17 protein-coding genes, 1 tRNA gene and 1 pseudogene are annotated in these 18,208 nt (G+C 25.4%); 13 read left to right on the forward strand and 6 right to left on the reverse strand.

Annotation, left to right across the window (positions count from 1 at the left end; all coding sequences use genetic code 11):
- The 5 genes and pseudogenes from Q1J76_RS05370 to Q1J76_RS12490 form a co-directional block, all read left to right on the forward strand.
- On the forward strand, positions 1-256 hold a 256-nt coding region (locus Q1J76_RS05370; protein ID WP_300367902.1), incomplete at its 5' end, for a hypothetical protein.
- A gap of 22 nt (positions 257-278) precedes the next feature.
- Positions 279-1,562 (forward strand): hypothetical protein, encoded by a 1,284-nt coding sequence (locus Q1J76_RS05375; RefSeq protein WP_300367905.1) that lies wholly within the window; start codon positions 279-281, stop codon positions 1,560-1,562.
- Entirely contained in the window at positions 1,556-1,897 is a 342-nt protein-coding gene (locus tag Q1J76_RS05380) for a type II toxin-antitoxin system RelE/ParE family toxin (RefSeq protein WP_300367907.1), read from the forward strand. The genes Q1J76_RS05375 and Q1J76_RS05380 overlap by 7 nt, the downstream gene beginning before the upstream one ends.
- A gap of 28 nt (positions 1,898-1,925) precedes the next feature.
- Positions 1,926-2,039 carry a hypothetical protein gene (locus Q1J76_RS12485; protein ID WP_367182079.1) on the forward strand — a complete coding sequence of 38 codons (114 nt, stop codon included), beginning with the start codon at positions 1,926-1,928 and terminating at the stop codon, positions 2,037-2,039.
- Between the two features lie 20 nt (positions 2,040-2,059).
- Positions 2,060-2,272, forward strand: a pseudogene (locus Q1J76_RS12490) (Abi family protein); the annotation flags it as partial.
- Between the two features lie 340 nt (positions 2,273-2,612).
- On the opposite strand, the gene Q1J76_RS05385 reads toward Q1J76_RS12490, so the two are convergent.
- Positions 2,613-3,866 carry a MiaB/RimO family radical SAM methylthiotransferase gene (locus Q1J76_RS05385; protein ID WP_300367910.1) on the reverse strand — a complete coding sequence of 418 codons (1,254 nt, stop codon included), beginning with the start codon at positions 3,864-3,866 and terminating at the stop codon, positions 2,613-2,615.
- A 243-nt stretch (positions 3,867-4,109) separates the two neighbouring features.
- Here Q1J76_RS05385 and ftsZ point away from each other — a divergent pair, with 243 nt between their 5' ends.
- From ftsZ to Q1J76_RS05405, 4 genes are read left to right on the forward strand one after another with little or no spacing between them, the layout of a single operon-like run.
- A complete protein-coding gene (gene ftsZ / locus Q1J76_RS05390) occupies positions 4,110-6,047 on the forward strand; it encodes a cell division protein FtsZ (RefSeq protein WP_300367913.1) in 1,938 nt (645 codons plus the stop codon).
- Positions 6,048-6,061: 14 nt separating this feature from the next.
- The gene (locus Q1J76_RS05395; RefSeq protein ID WP_300367915.1) at positions 6,062-7,993 is read left to right on the forward strand and encodes a tetratricopeptide repeat protein; all 1,932 of its coding nucleotides are present in this window, start codon (positions 6,062-6,064) and stop codon (positions 7,991-7,993) included.
- 14 nt (positions 7,994-8,007) lie between these two features.
- Positions 8,008-8,628, forward strand: a complete 621-nt coding sequence (gene coaE, locus Q1J76_RS05400) for a dephospho-CoA kinase (RefSeq protein WP_300367918.1) — start codon at positions 8,008-8,010, stop codon at positions 8,626-8,628.
- Positions 8,579-9,409, forward strand: a complete 831-nt coding sequence (locus Q1J76_RS05405) for an SPOR domain-containing protein (protein WP_300367921.1) — start codon at positions 8,579-8,581, stop codon at positions 9,407-9,409. Before coaE ends, Q1J76_RS05405 begins: the two co-directional genes overlap by 50 nt.
- A 65-nt stretch (positions 9,410-9,474) precedes the next feature.
- Here the strand turns inward: Q1J76_RS05405 and Q1J76_RS05410 are convergent, their stop codons facing one another.
- Entirely contained in the window at positions 9,475-10,536 is a 1,062-nt protein-coding gene (locus tag Q1J76_RS05410; protein WP_300367924.1) for a thiamine biosynthesis protein, read from the reverse strand.
- 401 nt (positions 10,537-10,937) lie between these two features.
- Between Q1J76_RS05410 and Q1J76_RS05415 the strand changes: the two genes are divergently transcribed.
- Positions 10,938-12,221, forward strand: a complete 1,284-nt coding sequence (locus Q1J76_RS05415) for a hemolysin family protein (RefSeq protein ID WP_300367927.1) — start codon at positions 10,938-10,940, stop codon at positions 12,219-12,221.
- Positions 12,222-12,245: 24 nt separating this feature from the next.
- On the opposite strand, the gene Q1J76_RS05420 is transcribed toward Q1J76_RS05415, so the two are convergent.
- Positions 12,246-12,327 (reverse strand) — tRNA-Leu (locus tag Q1J76_RS05420).
- Positions 12,328-12,482: 155 nt separating this feature from the next.
- Here Q1J76_RS05420 and Q1J76_RS05425 point away from each other — a divergent pair.
- Positions 12,483-13,316: a histidinol-phosphatase gene (locus Q1J76_RS05425; protein ID WP_300367930.1), complete on the forward strand. Its 834-nt coding sequence runs from the start codon at positions 12,483-12,485 to the stop codon at positions 13,314-13,316.
- Positions 13,317-13,388: 72 nt separating this feature from the next.
- Here Q1J76_RS05425 and Q1J76_RS05430 read toward each other — a convergent pair whose 3' ends face one another.
- On the reverse strand, positions 13,389-14,141 hold the full coding sequence (locus tag Q1J76_RS05430; protein WP_300367933.1) for a hypothetical protein: 753 nt from the start codon (positions 14,139-14,141) through the stop codon (positions 13,389-13,391).
- A 163-nt stretch (positions 14,142-14,304) separates the two neighbouring features.
- Between Q1J76_RS05430 and Q1J76_RS05435 the strand changes: the two genes are divergently transcribed.
- Both Q1J76_RS05435 and Q1J76_RS05440 read left to right on the forward strand, forming a co-directional pair.
- The gene (locus tag Q1J76_RS05435; RefSeq protein WP_300367936.1) at positions 14,305-15,342 is read left to right on the forward strand and encodes a mechanosensitive ion channel family protein; all 1,038 of its coding nucleotides are present in this window, start codon (positions 14,305-14,307) and stop codon (positions 15,340-15,342) included.
- Positions 15,343-15,363: 21 nt separating this feature from the next.
- Positions 15,364-16,221: an aldo/keto reductase gene (locus tag Q1J76_RS05440; RefSeq protein WP_300367939.1), complete on the forward strand. Its 858-nt coding sequence runs from the start codon at positions 15,364-15,366 to the stop codon at positions 16,219-16,221.
- Positions 16,222-16,502: 281 nt separating this feature from the next.
- On the opposite strand, the gene Q1J76_RS05445 is transcribed toward Q1J76_RS05440, so the two are convergent.
- The gene (locus Q1J76_RS05445) at positions 16,503-17,516 is read right to left on the reverse strand and encodes a glycosyltransferase family 8 protein (RefSeq protein WP_300367942.1); all 1,014 of its coding nucleotides are present in this window, start codon (positions 17,514-17,516) and stop codon (positions 16,503-16,505) included.
- Between the two features lie 33 nt (positions 17,517-17,549).
- The coding region (locus Q1J76_RS05450) for a glycosyltransferase (RefSeq protein ID WP_300367945.1) at positions 17,550-18,208 on the reverse strand (659 nt) is incomplete at its 5' end.

The raw sequence follows: 18,208 nt of genomic DNA on the forward strand, positions 1-18,208 counted from the left end.
GGCATTAGATAGAGATCATGATAAGCTTCTTGATTATCTTGATAAAATTATTAAATATTATGATCCGAGTGATAAAGTCAGAGCAAATTTTATTGATAAGATGAAAGATGTAATGGCTTCTAAGGAACAAGAGGCTAAAGATATGTATAGAAGAAATTCTAAAGAGTATAAACGTATATATGAATGGGCTGAATGGAGTAAAATTTGGGTAAGATTCAATAGAAAAGAAATAAAAGAAATACTCGATAGAAAATAATTAATTATTAAGGAGAATATAAATGATTAAAAGATTTTTCAGTTTTAAAGATTTTAATTATAAACTGTACTTTTCATTGATATCTTTATCTTTATTTCCTGCATTATATCAAACTATAAGAACTATGATAGTTTCAATTTCATTTGATTCATCTGTATTTAATATTATAGTGCATCTTGAATGGTTTGATTTAATTAATGAAATATTGCTGGCGTTTTTGCATATACCTTTATATGCTATTTTTAATAGAGTTATAAATAATAATGAGGAAAATTTTTCAAAAATTACTTTTAAAGTTTTTTTGTCAGGTTTTATTTTATATTCTATATTTTCCATGATAGTTTATATAATCTCAAGAAATCTGATAGTATTTATGAGTGTAAGTGAAGCAGATATTGATTCTGTTACTAAGTATTTAAATTTAGAAACTATAGCATTTGTAATAGGATTTATTATTACTTCTGTAAATATAGTTATAGTATCAAAAGAATTATATAAGGCTTTTATAATATTTGCTGTTGTAAAAACTTTACTTCTTATAATATTGGATTTGAATTTAATATCAAAATTTAGTGCTTTTGGTATAGCATATTCAAATATAATTATTAATTCAGTTATGGGAATATTAGGAATTATTATTTTGATCAAAAAAGGTTTTATTAAAATATCATGGTTTGATAAAAATGATAAAATGATATTTCTATCATACTTTAAAATAGGTATATTTTCTTCACTGCAAATACTTATAGATAATATCATATATGCATTAATGATAGTTAAGATGGTTAATCTAGTAGCCGAGCAGGGAAATTATTGGGTTGCAAATAATTTTATATGGAATTGGCTGTTAATACCTGTAATAGCTTTGAATGAAGTTATAAAAACAAATTGTAAAGAGAAAAAAAATACACAAGTTTCTAATTATTTTAGAATCATATTTATTATAATTATTTTAGGAACTGTATTAGTTTTATTCTCAGATATATTTTTCAAGTATGTTGAAAAACTTGAAAACTATAATGAAGTTTATTTGATAGTATTAAAATTATCCCCTTTTTATATATTTTATGCATTATCAATTATACCTGATAACATATTTATAGGCTATGGAAAAACAATATATAATCTCATAAATTCTATTATTATTAATTTTATTTATTATGGAATTATATATGCTTTGAATTTAAAAGGGTATATTCATTTTAATATGAATACTATAATAATGATGTTTGGATTTGGAATAATTTTCCATACTTTTATATCATATATTATATTTTATAAGAAGAAGGAGGATTTTATATGCTAAAATATTTATTATCATACAATAATATAAAAATATATTGCTATGATGAAGTAAAAAAGTTTATAGACAATGAAATTGTTAGAAAGAAAGTTCTGTATGATAAAATTAATCATATTTTGAATTTTATTTCTAACAATAAAAATCCGCCTAAAAAACTTTATAAAAAATTGGAAAATGATATATGGGAAATAAGATATCATGATATTAGAATATTTTGTTATAGGAAAAATAATAAAATATTTTTTATGGATATTATGATTAAAAAAAGGGATAGGATAGGTAATGTACAAACAAAAAGGATAAGAAAAGTTTTATTAGAAGTAAAAGACAAGTTTTGAGGAAATTTTTGAGATTTTTAAATATGATGTGCAAATAAGACAGCTTTTATTTTCTTGCATTTCTTATATAGAAATATATATGGGAAATATTATAGCTAGAAATTTTTTAGATGTATATGATAATGCTCCATTTGCTAATTAAATTATAATAATGTAAATAGTGGAATAAATAAAGAAGTTTCGCATTCAAAAGAGATATTCATAAATCATTATAGAGAAGAATATTCTAATGATGATAAAATATCAATTTGGATAAGTGTTGAAATAATGAGTTTAGGCACATTATCAAAATTTTATTCTTCTTCTGAAAAAAAATTGCAAACTTTAATAACTAATAATATGAATTTATACCATTGTAAATATTTAAAAAGCTGATTATTTGCTATAACTGAAATAATAAATAGATCTATATATCATTCAAGAATTTTATGCCGTCAATTATTAAATCTTCCTATTATACCTAAAAATATTATACTTAATAGTAATTATAATTGGAAGTTACTTTCAAATTCTTATTTATTTAATTTTATAGTAACCTTAGAATATATGGTAAAAGTTTCTAGTATTTATACAGAATTTACACTGCCATTATTCAGAGCCTATATGATATGATTAATAATATATCAAATAATAAAATATTAAAGAATAAACCATTAATAAAAGATATAGTTATAATAAATAATTGTAAAGGTGATTTATTTTTCTGTTAATATATTCACCCGCAAATCATAATACCTTTTTCATATTTCAATGCCTTTGTTGATATAAGTTCTTTTTTGCTTAAAGGAGTTTCAGAATATAATTTGCATTTTATATATTCAGCACTTGTACCTATATAATTATTATCTTTTAAATCTTTTTCTATTATTATTTTTAAATTTCTTTTTTCAGCATTTTTGTAGTATGAATCTTTAAGTTTATTGTTTAAATCATTTAATGTTTTAGCTCTTTTTAATTTAGCTCTGTATCCCACTTGTCCGTCCATTTTTGATGAAGGAGTGTTCTCTCTGTTGGAATATCTGAATATATGCATTTTTATGAATTTAGATTTTTCGCATACATCATAAGTATCATCAAAATCATTATTGTCCTCATGAGGAAAACCAGCCATAACATCGCTACTTATAGACATATTAGAATTAACTTTGTATAGTTTTTCTATGATATTTATATAATCTTCTCTTGTGTATCTTCTATTCATAAAAGTAAGTATTTTATTACTTCCAGACTGTAAAGGTATATGAGCATGCGGACAAAGTACATCATCATTTTTGAATAAGTTTATAAGTTCATCATCGAAGTAAATAGGTTCTGTAGATGAAAGTCTTATTCTAATGCCGTATTTTGAAGAATGTTCCAATATATTTTGAACGATTTTTGAGAATTTTATTTCATTATTATAATTGTATGAACCCAAATTAAGCCCAGTAAGCACAATCTCTTTATAATTGAAATCATTAGCTATTTTTATTGCTTCATATATTTTTTTAGGTTCTACACTTCTATGATGTCCTCTTACTCTTGAAACTATACAATAAGTACAGAAAACATCACATCCGTCTTGTATTTTCAAATAAGCTCTGCTTTGCTCCTGAGGGAAGAATATAGGATTATCCATTTTTTTATTAGAGTCATTATGCATTGTATTGAATATTATCTCAGAAGCTTCTTCTTTTTTATCATTTGGAATAAGTATTATATTGTCTTTTAAAATAGAAGAATCTTTATCTTTTTTTGATACATAGCATCCTATTAGAAATACTTTTTTATTTTTTAAATCTTCTAATTTTTCTAAATATGCAATTAACTTTTTATCACTGTCGTTTGTAACTGTGCATGTATTTATAGCTATAGCTTCAGCATTATTCAATTCAGTGATATTCGCTCCCATATTTTTTAATTCATATGATATTTTCTCACTTTCATATTGATTTAATCTGCATCCAAAAGTATGTATATGTATGTTCATAAATATTCTCTTTTATTGTTGTTTTTATAATTAATATTAATTATCTATTAGTATATATTTAAATTGAAATAATACAAATATAATAATTAACATAATATTTTTTTCTTATTAAAGAATAAAAAATTCCGATTAACATAATAACATATTTTTTTTATTTTTGCTACTTGCAGAATTTGACAATTATGTTAATATAATTATGTTTATTGAAATATGTTTATATTATATAGGTAAGGGAGATTTTGCATGAATCCTAACTATCGCATAGAATTGGCAGATAACATTAAAGGGAGCGAAAAAATGATATTTAATAATAATTCTTCATCATTAGATACAGTGATAAAAGTAATCGGAGTAGGTAATGGAGGATGTAATGCTGTAAATAGAATGATAGAAGAAGGTTTAGAAAATGTAGAATTTATCGCTATGAATACAGATTCACAGGCATTATCTCGTTCTAATGCTTCTACTAGGATAGTTTTAGGAGACAGAGTAACTCAAGGTTTGGGTGCTGGTACAGATCCAGAAAAAGGTGCTGAAGCTGCTAGAGAGGATATTGCTAAAATAGAAGAGATAGTAAGCGGAGCCAATTTAGTATTTATTGCAAGCAGTTTCGGAGGAGGTACTGGAACAGGTGCAAGTCCAGTAGTTGCAGAGGCTGCTAAAAAGGCAGGTGCTTTAACTATAGGTGTTGTTACTAAGCCTTTTGATTATGAGGGAAAATTAAAGATGAATAGAGCTGAATCTGGAATAGATAAAATGCTTACAGTAGTTGATTCCCTTATAATAATACCTAATGAAAACCTATATGATATGGTTGATATGGATAATTACAGCTATGAACAGGCTTTATCTGTTGTAGATGATATACTTCGTCAGGGTGTACAGGGAATATCTGATATAATCACTCAGACAGGATTTATAAATGTTGACTTTGCCGATGTGAAAACTATGATATCTCTTTCTAATGGAAGAGCTCATTTAGGTATAGGTGTAGGTAAAGGAGATGACAGACTTCAAAAAGCTATCACTAATGCATTTGAAAATCCTCTTTTAGATGTATCAAGTATTAAAAATGCTAGAGGTATACTTGCTAATATAGTTTGCCCTAAAGATTTTGCTATGAAAGAGTATAGAGAGGCCAGCAAAACCATTAATAATTATGCTAATGAAAATGCTAATATAAAGATAGGGGTTTGTCCTAAAGAAGAACTTAAAGATGAAATTATAGTTACAATAGTTGCTACAGGTTTTGATGCAAATACTAGAAACGACAATGAGAATAAAGATATGGATTCTCATGCCAACAATATATTCGGAAGTAATTCCAAAATTTCTAATGATAGCAATATTGTTAATGATAATATTGTTAATGATTCATCTGCTGATAATAATAGATTAGAAAATAAAATAGATATTAATAAAGTAGAAATTAATGAAAAAGTTATTGCTGAAAGTAAAATATTATCAGATAACAGGGCTGAAAATATAAGCGAAATAGATGATATTAATACCATAATTAAAGAATCTCATCAGGAAAAGGAAGTTGAACTTGAAACTTCTAAATATGCAAAAGAAGAACCTAAAACTGAGGAAGTTAAACAGGAAATAAAAATAGAAGAAAAATTAGAAAAAGAAACAAACAATGAAGTAAAAGAAGTTAATAAAGTTAAAGAGATTGCAGAAAATAAGGAAGAAGTAAGAAATATAGAAAATAAAGAGAAAATCCATTCTAATAATAATGAGTCTAATATAGAATCTATAATAGAAGAAAAAAATAATAGATTTGAAAATAATATAAGAAATCTTAAGAAACCTTTAATAAGCAAAACAAATAGATTTTCTAATATAATTGAAAATAATGATAATAATGCAGTAGAAAGATTTAATAGAACTATAATAAATAATAAAGAGGGAGAATATTCTGAAGAAGAAGCTATTAATTTAAAAACCTCAGAAAGAATAAGAGAAGATATGCGTTTTGAAGAGGAAGAAAAACACAATAATCCTCATTCTGATTATACTAAAAGACCATTTGATATAGTATCGGATGATTATATGGATAAGCACAATAAAATGGGTTCTAAAATGTCTATATTTGGAGAGACTGCTACTATTGATAATGATTTGGAGAAGCCTGCTTTCTTGAGAAGACAAATACAGGCAAGGAATACTATAAGATAAGGTGTTTTTTTAATATGAAGAAAAATATTTTTAAAAGAAGATTATCATTAAGTCTTTTAATTTTTTTAATATATAGTTTTTCTGCTTTTTCCCAAAATACAGTAGAAAATGCTTTGAAATTGTATGGTGAAAGAAAATATGAAGATTCCATAAGAGTATTAGAATCCATTAATGTCAAGCCAAGCGATTTGGATACATATCTTTTATTAATAGATAATTATATAAAACTCAATAATTTTGTTATGGCAGAAACTTTAATATCCGATGCTGAAAGATATCATTCTAGAAATTATAGATTATTTGAAAGAAAATTAAATATAGAACTTATAAATAATAGAAATTCAGAGGCTAGAACTACAATTAGTACTATTAAAAAATTGGATAGTAAAAATTATTTTGCCAATTATGCAGAAGGCGTACTTAGTGAGAGAGCTGGATATTATAAAACAGCTATGAGTATGTATGAAAGAGCTAGAGTTATAAATAGGGTAAGACCTGAGGCAACTGTTGCTTTAGCATATTTATATCTTGCTAAAGGAAGTAATGAAACTGCTTTAAATTTATTTGATGAAAATATTACTAATAATCCTAGATTAGCCGAGTCTTATTATCATTTAGCAAATTATCATTATTTGAATAAACAGTATAATTCTGCTTTAGATGAAGTTAATAACTCTTTATTTTATTATACAAATTATAGTGATGCTAAAATATTGAAGGCGAATATATTTATCTCTATGAATAAATATGATGATGCTATTGCAATATTGGATTATATGCCTGATACAAGTTTTCCAAATAATTCTAAATATTATTATATAGGAAATGTTTATGAGGGAGCCAATAATTATTTAAGGGCTAAAAACTCATATATTAATTATTTAAGAACAAAGCCTGAAGATGAATTAGGAAGGCTTGCTTATGAGAGAGTACTTCTTCATACTAATCCTACTCCTGATTATGAGAGAGATAGAGCAGCTTTATATTATGCTAATTTAGCTTCATACTATAGCAGACTTGCTGATAATGTTAGAGCTCAGGCTTATTTGAAACATATGTTAAGATTGAATCCTGCTAATACCTTTGCAAGATTAATGCTTTCAGATGTTTATAGAAGGATGGGACTTGAAGAAAAATCTTTAGAAGAATTAGAAATAGCTAAAAATGTTAATCCTGAAGAGAAATCTATTATATATAAATATGATAGTTATAAAAGAAAATTAGATAAAAATATAGTGTCAAAATCATGGGGTATAGATCAATATAATATAGAAACTCCCGGTTTTACAGTTGCTATAGCTGATACTATTACAGCTCAAAAAGATAGTCCTATGTTTTTGAATACTTCATTGTATCAAACATTATCATATGTGCTTCCTCAATTTGGAAGATTTAAAGTATTGGATATTTATACAAACTATTATGATACAAGAGATTTATACAGAGAATTAAATAATAGAAATGTTGATTACTATTTAAAAGGATCAACTTTCCAAAATAATGATACATTTACTATAATGCTTGATTTGGTTGATGTTAAAAGTGAAAAGGTTATTACCAATTTTACTGTTATGACTAAAGGAAGAGAAAAAATAATGGGTGCTGCTGTTATGACGGGAAGAGTTATTAATAATATTATTCCTTTCTATTCTAAGGTTATAAAGATTCATAATGATAATATATATATAAATGCTGGAAGACGGCAGGGTATTACCAATAATATGAATTTACTTATTTATGATACAGTTTCAGCAGCTACTGATTTAGCTTCAATAGGATATAATAGTGCCATAGGTATGCTCAAAGTTATAACAGCAGATGAAAATGTTTCTTTGGCAAAACTTATAGATGGAAGACTTTTGAATAAGGTGAATTTAAATCAAATAGTTATGCCTTATATAACTAATACTGCAGCTCAAAGTACTAATACTAATGTTATTAATTAAAAAAGTATATAGTTATGGAAAAAAATATTATAGGTATATACGGACTTATATGTTCTGGAAAAAGTTCATTTTCTAAAATGCTTGCAAAAGAAATGAATGCTTTATATATTGATGTCGATTTGATAGGGCATGAGGCTTTGATTAATAATAAAGAAAACATAGTAAAAGAATTCTCATCTGATATATTAGATGAAAATAATAATATAGACAGAAAAAAATTAGGTGCTATCGTATTTAATAATTTCAAAAAATTAAAGAGATTAGAGGAAATAAATTATCCTTATATAGAAAATAAAGTAAAAGAATTGATAGATTCTACAGATAAAGATGTTGTTATAGAGGCAGCACTTATTATGAGAAGTAAAATTCGTTTCATGTGCAATAGTTTAATATATGTTAATGCCAAAACATCAGACATTATCAAGAGAATGAAAAAAACTAGAAATATTTCTGAACTAGATGCTAGAAAAAGATTAAAAATGCAAAGAGATGTTAAAAATAATAAACTCAATGCCGATATTCTAATATATAATATGAAAGATTATAGTCATTTAATTATAATCTCAAAAAAATTAGGAAGGTATTATGGAGTTAAATCAAAATCAAAACACAGAAGAAAAAAGCTCTTCTATTAATAGTCATTTTGGCAAGAGAAAAACTCTTTATATAGTTAATTTTACCCCTATAAGATTATTGATATTTTCTATAAGCAGTGTTGCTTTAATTTTATTTATATTTGTAATAGGTTTTCATTTGGGCGGTTCAAAGCCTGTTCATATTAATAATAATACTGATGATTCTATTTCTGCTTTAATGAGAAATGCTCAGGATACTGAAAATATGACAACTGAGGCAAGTACTGTTGATATGCCTAATGAGGATTTTATAGCATTAAGTGAATATGATGCAGTTAATAATAATAATAATAGTATTATAAGAGAAGGAAATAGTTCTGCAGACAGATATAATGAATATACTCAAAATTTAGCTTCTGAATTAGATGCCATTAATAAAAATATAAAAGAGAAAGATACAGCAGGATTAGCTCCTAATACAACTTATACTCCACATCAGCAATTGGCTAGTATAGAACCTATAAAATCTTCTGCAGCAAATAATAGCAGCAGTTCCACAAGAGTGCCTTATACTAGAAGTTCTTCTGTTGATTCTATATATTTTATACAAGTTGCAGTTGGTTATGATAAGGCTAATACATATTCTGAAAGAGATAGTTTAAAATCTAAATTCCCAAAAGCTTTTATTAAAGAAGAAACTATGTATGATGGAAAGATGATGTATAAGTTAAAAATAGGAAGGTATGAAACTCGCGAAGAAGCTCAAAAGGCTTTAGCTGAAATAAAAAAGATACCAGCCTATAAAGATAGTTATATTTATTCCGATAAGAAAGTAAGTTAAATAAAAATATCCTAAAAGTTATAGTGATGCCCTTTTAAATGCAAATTTAGAAGGGCATTACTATTTTACACTATCTGTTCAAATTGAGTATTTTTAGATTCTTGATTATTTATTTCTATAATTTCATTTTTATATTCTTTATCAGCATTATAATATGAGGCGGTTATAGATAAAGTTTCTTTTTCTTCTTTTGAAAAATATCCCATTATCATAGCCGATTTATAAATTATATCTTTATCTACATACTCTATATTACTATATATTTCCAAATATCCTAAAGGTCCTCTATTATAATTAGGCTTTAACACTATACAATTTTTTCTTACTCTATTTTCCAAAGCATCATTTTCTTTTTCATTTCTTCCAAGAAGAAGTTTAACATCTTTATTCATTCTTATATGTCTTCCTATAGCTAAATACTGCATAAGTTCTATATTTAATATTTCTTTTCCATTATTAGAAACTAAATCATTGTATCTCCTAGCATATCCTTTATCAACTATAGAACATCCTGCACCTGCTGGAATAGGGTAGTCTGTTATACCAAATTCTTCCGCCAATTTCATTTGAACATTTCTGCTTCTTCCATATATATCATAAAGATTATCTCTATTTATAAGACCTTTCTCTTCTGCCTCAGTGATAGGGAGTAATTTTGCTGATAAGGGTCTTAATAATTTTCCTTCAAGCCCACTTTCTTTAATAGCATTTATCAAATCCTGAGATTTCTGACTCATAGGTCTTTGTCCTTTTACCTCTCCAGTAGCTATAAAATCAAAGCCTTCATCTTCCATTATTTTTTTGGCTGTTTTAAGCATTAATATATGACAATCCAAGCATGGATTAATAGCACTTCCATATCCGTATTTTGGATTTAAAAACATATCCAAATAAACATCTTTTAAAGAAACAAATCTTATAGGTATATTGAGAAAATCCGCTGCCTTTTTAGCAGGATCATCATTATATATATCCATAAGTTCCTCTTTTATAACAGCATATTCCAATCCTGTAACAAATCTTAAAGCAATCACATCAATATTTTCTCTTTTTAGTATAGCTCCTACTAGTGTACTGTCTAATCCGCCAGATAATAGTAATATAGCTTTTGCTTTTTTATTGTTCATTAAATTTTTCCTTTATTAATTTATTGTTAATTTTTTATAATATACTAAAATGATTTCATTTTGTCAATGTTTTTTTATATTATAAGAATATGGATTATGAAATACATTTTTAGTTAACATAATAAATATTTTAAAATATTCATGTTTTTTTATAGTAATTTTTCTTTACAAATACTTGAAGTTTTATATGTTTATGTTAGAATTAAAGTATAAATCATTAAGTTAAAATTTTTTTTAAGGATAAATACTTTCAGTACATACAATAATTTGATACATATCATATTTTATTCCATTAATAAAACATATATCAAAGATAATTTCTGTTTTTTTATTCTTAAATTATAAAATTATTTTCATTAAAACTAAATCAAAAAAATAATTTTTTATAAGGATAAATAAAAATGGATATTATAATAATAATAGTGTTAATACTTTTAAATGGCATATTTGCCATGTCTGAAATAGCAGTAATATCTGCAAGAAAATCTTCACTTATGAAAGACGGTAAAGATGGAAATAAAGGTGCAAAAATTGCATTAGCTTTGGCTGATAGTCCTGATAAATTTTTATCTACTATACAGATAGGAATAACTTTAATAGGTATATTAACAGGTATATATTCAGGGGATACAGTTGCTAAAGAATTATCAACTTTACTATTAAAAATAAATGTACCAGAAATTTATGCTCCTATAATATCTCAAGTATTGGTAGTGGCATTGGTTACTTATCTTACATTGATATTTGGGGAGCTTGTACCAAAAAGGGTTGGAATGCTAATGCCTGAAAGAATAGCGAAGGTAGTTGCTGCTCCTATGACAATACTTGCAAAGATAGCTGCTCCTTTTGTTTGGGTGCTTTCAAATAGTGCATTATTAGTATCAAGAATATTAGGTATAAAAGATGATAAAATCCCTATCACTGAAGAAGAAATAAAATCTATGATAGAGGAAGGAAGACAGGGCGGAGAAGTTAAAGAAATAGAACAGGATATTATAGAGAGAGCTTTCTTTTTGGGAGATAGAAAAATAGAATCCATAATGACTCATAGAAATGATATAGTATTTTTAGATATTAATATGTCTAATGATGAGATAAAAAAGATAATATCAAACAATTCTTTTTCAGCATATCCTGTAGTTGATAATAATTTGGATAATATATTAGGTGTTGTAAGAGTTACAGATATATTTGATAAGCTGAATACTTCAAAGTCAAAAATAGAAAAATTTGTAAAAAAGGCTAATTACTTTCATAACAATATGGAAGTTTATTTGGTGCTTGAAGAGATGAAAAAGAATAAGACAAAAATAGGACTTATATCTGATGAATTTGGTAATATAGATGGAATGGTTACTCAAAGTGATATATTTGCTGCTTTAGTGGGTTCTATATCCAATGGAAAGGATAGTAAAGATATAAAAAAGAGGAAGAATGGAGGCTGGTTTGTAGACGGTCAATGTCCTATGTATGATTTTTTAGAGTATTTTGAAATAGAAGATGAGAATGCTTCTAATCATTATAATACTATAAGCGGACTTATATTGGAACTGCTGCAGCATGTACCAAGCGAAGGAGAAGCTGTAGAATGGAAGGGGCTTAATGTAGAGATAGTTGATATGGATGGAGCTAGAATAGATAAAGTAATAGTTAATAAATTAGAAAATGTTAAAGATGATAAATGATATTGAAATATAATAAAAAATATTTGCTCGAGACTGGACTTGAACCAGCACGGTGTTACCCGACAGCACCTCAAGCTGTTGTGTCTACCTATTCCACCACCCGAGCTTTAATATTGATTTAAGCAATTATATATTAAATAATTATTTTGTCAAATAAATATATTAACTACAAAAATTTAAATATTTAAAAATATATTTTTTATTATATACTTTAATTAAAGCATCTAAATAAATATTACTTTTAAATAAAAGGGAATAAAAATGAAATATATATCCAATTTGCATACGCATACAATATACTGCGATGGTAAAAATACTGTAGAAGAAAATATACAATATGCTATAGATAATAATTTGATAAGTTTAGGTTTTTCAGGACATTCTCATTTTTATATAGATGATACTTCTATGTCTGAAGAAAATACTATTAAATATTTGGAGCATGTAAAGAAAGCTAAAGATATTTATAAAGATAAAATACAAGTTTATTTGGGAATAGAGGGAGATTATTATTCAAATTTAAATAAAGATACTGATAAAGAAATGGGGCTTGACTATAGAATAGCTTCTGTGCATTATATAGATGACAGTAAAGGTTCATACTTTCCTATAGATATGTCAAGAGAAAGTTTTAATAATACTTTAAATTATTTTGGAAGTATAAAAGAGATAATTTATAGATATTATGATAATGTTATAAAGATGATAGAAAATCAAAAACCTGATATTATAGGGCATTTGGATTTGGTTAGAAAATATAATTTAAATAAAGAATATTTTACTGAAGAAGAAGATTGGTATATAAAAAAGATGGATGAAGTCATAGATGTTATTGAAAAAAGCCGATGTATAGTTGAGATAAATACTAAGCTTATGAATAAAAATAATCTTGATGCTCATTACCCTAACAAATACACTATAAAAAAATTATTGGAAAAAAATATACCTATTACTATAAATACTGATGCACATAAAGCTATTAATATAAATCACTATTATATAGAAGCTATTAATGAATTAAAAAAACTTGGTGCTAAATATATAAAAATATTAATAGATAATGAGTTTAAAAATATAGATATAGATAAATTTTGATTTTATATGATTTAAAACAAAAAAAGAGTATGACCTAAAATGCACCATACTCTTTTTTATATAGAATTATTATTATTTAGTTTCTGTTAAAGTACCTGTTATTTTGATAATATTATTTTCAAAAGTAGCTTGTAAATCGCCTTTCCAATAAGTAACTCCGTCTTTAGCTTTATCTACTATTAAATTAGCTGTATTGAAATCAACATCATTTGTAACAACACTCTCACTTCTTTTGAAGTTTTCAGTTCCTGCACCGATTTGGAAAACACCATTAGCATCTGATTTCATTTCAAATAAATAAGGCTCAACAGTTTTTCCGCCAGCATGTACGAATCTGATAGTTATAACACCATCTGCATCTTTAGTAATACCTGTTCCTGTAACTTTAGGACCTGTAGTACCCTCAACTGTTCTTTGAGCTATACCAGAACCAGACATACCGTCATCAATATATCTAGAAGCATTAGCAGTACCGAATAATAAGAATTGTCCCATACTTACTTCCATTCTGTTATTTAAAACATTATTATCTATTGCTCTGTATTTATTCAATAGATCTGGTGTTCTTGAAGGAGTAGAAGCTGCAGTAGATGCATCTATTTTACCGTCTATATCTCCGTAAGAACCTGTAACTTTTAAATATGAATTACTACTTATTACATTATTATTTGTTTCACCAATTATAGCTTGGAAATCAATAGTTAATGTTCCAGATGCTGCATTAGTATCTGCATTAATATCTGTAGTAGTAGTTTCTGTTTTTTGTCCTCCGCATGCAAGAGCAAATAAAACAGAAATAATGGAAATAATAATAATCTTTTTCATTTTTTCCCCTTTATGTTTTGGCATTTTGTTTATATTAATATATAATTTCTTTTATGTCAAAGATATTTTTACTTTTTTGTAAATAAATGTTTATAATATATTAAAAAAAATTGTTTTTATATCAAAATATCAATTTTTAATTTATAAAAAATTAGGAGAACATATGCAGTATCTTAAAGAAACTATGTTTTGGAATAATTCATTATTTCAGTATTTAATAGCTATAGGAATATTTATAATAAGTTTGATTTCTATACGCTTGGGGTTAATGTTTTTATTAAAAATTTTATCAAAATTGAATAATAAATTTCAAAGTTCTTTTGTTACAGATTTAATTAAAAGTATCAAAAAAAGAACCAAGCCTATTATACTTGTAGTTTCTTTAGCCATAGCAAGAATAGGACTTACTTTACCAAAAGAAACAAGCGGATATTTCGGAAAATTAGTTGTAGTATTTATAATAATATTTGCAACTATGCTTATATGCGATGTGATTACTAACTTTACAAATAATTATTTATCCAGCAAAAAAGATGTTGTCATATCTGACGGAATTATTACTATAATAAAGGCTTTGGTATGGATAATAGGTTTTTTAACTATACTTTCAAATTTGGGTGTTAATGTTAATACTTTCATAACAGGACTTGGAGTAGGAGGTGTTGCCGTTGCATTTGCTGCCCAAAGTATAATAGCAGATTTATTCAACTATTTTGTTATAGTATTTGATAAACCTTTCCTTAAAGGAGATTTCATACAGATAGATCAGGATTTGGGTACGGTTGAATATATAGGTATAAAATCTACTCGTATAAGAAGAAATAGCGGAGAACAGTTGTTAATATCAAATACCAATTTACTTGCTTCAAGAATACAGAATTATAGAGTTTTAGAAAAAAGAAGAAAATATATGATGATAGGAGTTGAATATTCTACGCCTTTAGAAAAATTGAAAGTAATACCAAATATTGTGCAGGAAATTATAGAAAATACCAATAATACGGAATTTTATAGTGTGAGGTTTTTAGAGTTTGCTGATTCATCTCTTAATTTTGAAGTGATATATTATATAACCATGCCTGATTATAAAGAATTTGTTAAAACAATAGAAGAGATAAATTATAAAATAGTAGATGAATTTAATAAATTAGGAGTAAGTTTTGCATTCCCTTCGAGAACTTTGTATATAAGCAAGGAATAATGAAAATTACAGGAATATTATATGAATTATATAACATTAAAATCTAAAAATAAAATTCCTAAATTTGGAATAGGTACTTGGAGAATCGGTGAAAATGAAAATAAAAGAGAAGAAGAAATAAAATCTATAATATTCTCTTTAAAAAATGGAATTAAGTTAATTGATACTGCAGAAATGTATGGAAACGGAGAGGCTGAAAAAATAGTAGGAGAGGCATTAAAATATACACAGCTGAAAAGAGAAGATATTTTTATAGTTTCTAAAGTATATCCGCATAATGCTGGAAAGGATAAAATATTTAATAGTTTAGAAGCATCATTGAAGCGTTTAAATTTAGATTACTTGAATATGTATTTACTTCATTGGCGTGGAAGAGTAGCTCTAAAAGAAACTGTTGAATGTATGGAAAAAGCTAAAAATGAAGGACTTATAAAAGATTGGGGAGTTTCTAATTTTGATATAGATGATATGAAAGAATTAGAATCTGTAAAAGATGGAGATAAATGCGTTGTTAATCAAGTATTATATCATTTATATTCTAGGGGAGTAGATTTTAGTTTAGCACCTTATATGAAAGAAAGAAATATCGCTTTAATGGCATATTGTCCTTTGGCGCAGTCTGGTAATTTGGGTAAAGATTTATTGAGTAATAAGATTTTAATAGAAATTTCAAAAAAACATAATGCTTCAGTTTCTCAAATAGCTTTGGCTTTTATTATGCAAGTTTCTAATTATATACCTATACCAAAAAGTGTGGATCAAAATCATATTTTAGAAAATATTAATTCTCAGAATATTATTCTAGATAATGAAGATATAAAAATTATAAATGAAGAATTTCCAAAACCAAATAATAAAATGCCTTTAGATATAGTGTGATTTTATTGTATTTTTATTAAAATAATATATAATATGTGTATACATGTGTTTTTATAAATTATATTTAAGTTGTATTTTCAAAAATTATATAATATTGTAGGCATAAATGTATGTTTTATATCAAATGAGTGTTATGTTCCATGTATGTGGAATATAAATGAGTTTAAAAAACGTCAATAAAATAGCTTTGTTTATACCAGTTAGGAAGTGGAGTGAGGATTTTAAAAGAGCTTTTGATGTTTAATTTTTTTTGGAGTATATTACAGTTTTTATAAATATTATTATCTAAATTTATTTTTAAAAGCTTCACGCCATTTTCTTACTGGTATCCACCATGCTATTTTTGCTATATTTCTATAATCAACAGCATCTATTGTAATTCTTATTCCGAAAATAACTATTTGTAATTTAGAACTATTAGCATATATACCAAAGAATTTAAAATAATTACTTCTAAATCTTATATCTTCATAATCATAAATCTTTTGCTGCATCATAGTTTGAATAGCAGTAACAGGTTCTTCAAAAAACCAAGGAGTATATTGATAATATCTCCAATAATCATCTAAAAAATATGTTCTATCTTTTTTAGCTTTCCAAGGCTTATGTGCAACAAAATGTATAATTACAGCATCTTCTTTAGTAGGATGAATTGATTTTATATTATAATCTCTAAATGGTAAAAAATTCCACTTTCTATCTATAATTTTTACTTTATCTACAAAACAATAATTTAATATATCTTGATCAATATATTTTAATTTGCCTATACTTTCATTAAAATATTGATAAAATTTTTTTGTCATATTATCATTTATACATAATCTATTATTTAATAAAACCATGCCTGAATTAAAATAAGTCTTATCTTTTCCTATTCCTATTAATTCTTTATGTTCTTTATCTATATCAACATATAAATCTTTAACCACTAATGCATAATAATCATTTATATCTATATTAAATAATTCTTTTAAACTTCCATTAACTATAATATCAGAATCTAAATACAATACTTTATCAGCATCTTTTATTAGTTCTGGTATTAATAATCTTAAACACATAGCAAGATTATTATATTTATTATTTTCTACTCTATAAAATTTAATTTCACAGTTCTTTATTTTTTTTAAAGAAAGAAGTTTATTTTTAGAATTTTCTGAAATATTAGTTTCTATAATGTGAAATATAATATTCTCTTCTTCATCAGCATTTTTTAATATAGAAGCTATAGTAACTGCCATATATTTAGCGTAATTTTCATCTGAACATAAACATATATTATAATCTTGCATTTTTTATCCTTAAAAATTACCTATTTTTGTATTTTATCTTCCTGAAAGTCCTATTTTTCTTAGTAAAAAACCTCTTAATTTATTTCTCAAATTATAATTAGGTATAATCCAAACTATTTTATCTACCAATTTTCTTTTTTTTGTATTTTCTTCATAGGTGAGGTTCCCACCTGCTTCAATCCATATTTTATTGTTTTCTTCCCAGAATTTATTGTAAGTTCCTCTCCAGAATTTGGCAGGTCCTAAAGAGTGTACTATATAGGCATCATTTACAATATTTGAATCTGGCATACAATTATAATGTTCACTTAAAACATTGGTTTCTACACTAAATTCTTGTAAGCATATATTTAATATATCCTCATCATTACATTCATATATTTTTATTTGCTTATAACACCAATCTTTAACTTCTTCATATTTTGGAAAATTATCATTAATTAAAAAAAGTCCTGCCATTGCTCTTATCATATCCATATTATATTTTTCTTTCATTTTATTTAATGTAAATTCTCTCATTTTATAATGTAATGGTATAGTTCCATTTTTATAGTAGCATACAGAAAAAGAATCATCTATATCTATAATATTTGATATATCTTTTTGTATAACCATATCAGTATCCATATAAAGTACTTTTTTATAATCATCAAGAATATCAAATATTTCAAATCTAGCGAAAGTAAAAAATG

The sequence above is a fragment of the Brachyspira sp. genome (genome assembly GCF_029258575.1).
Classification (GTDB): domain Bacteria; phylum Spirochaetota; class Brachyspiria; order Brachyspirales; family Brachyspiraceae; genus Brachyspira.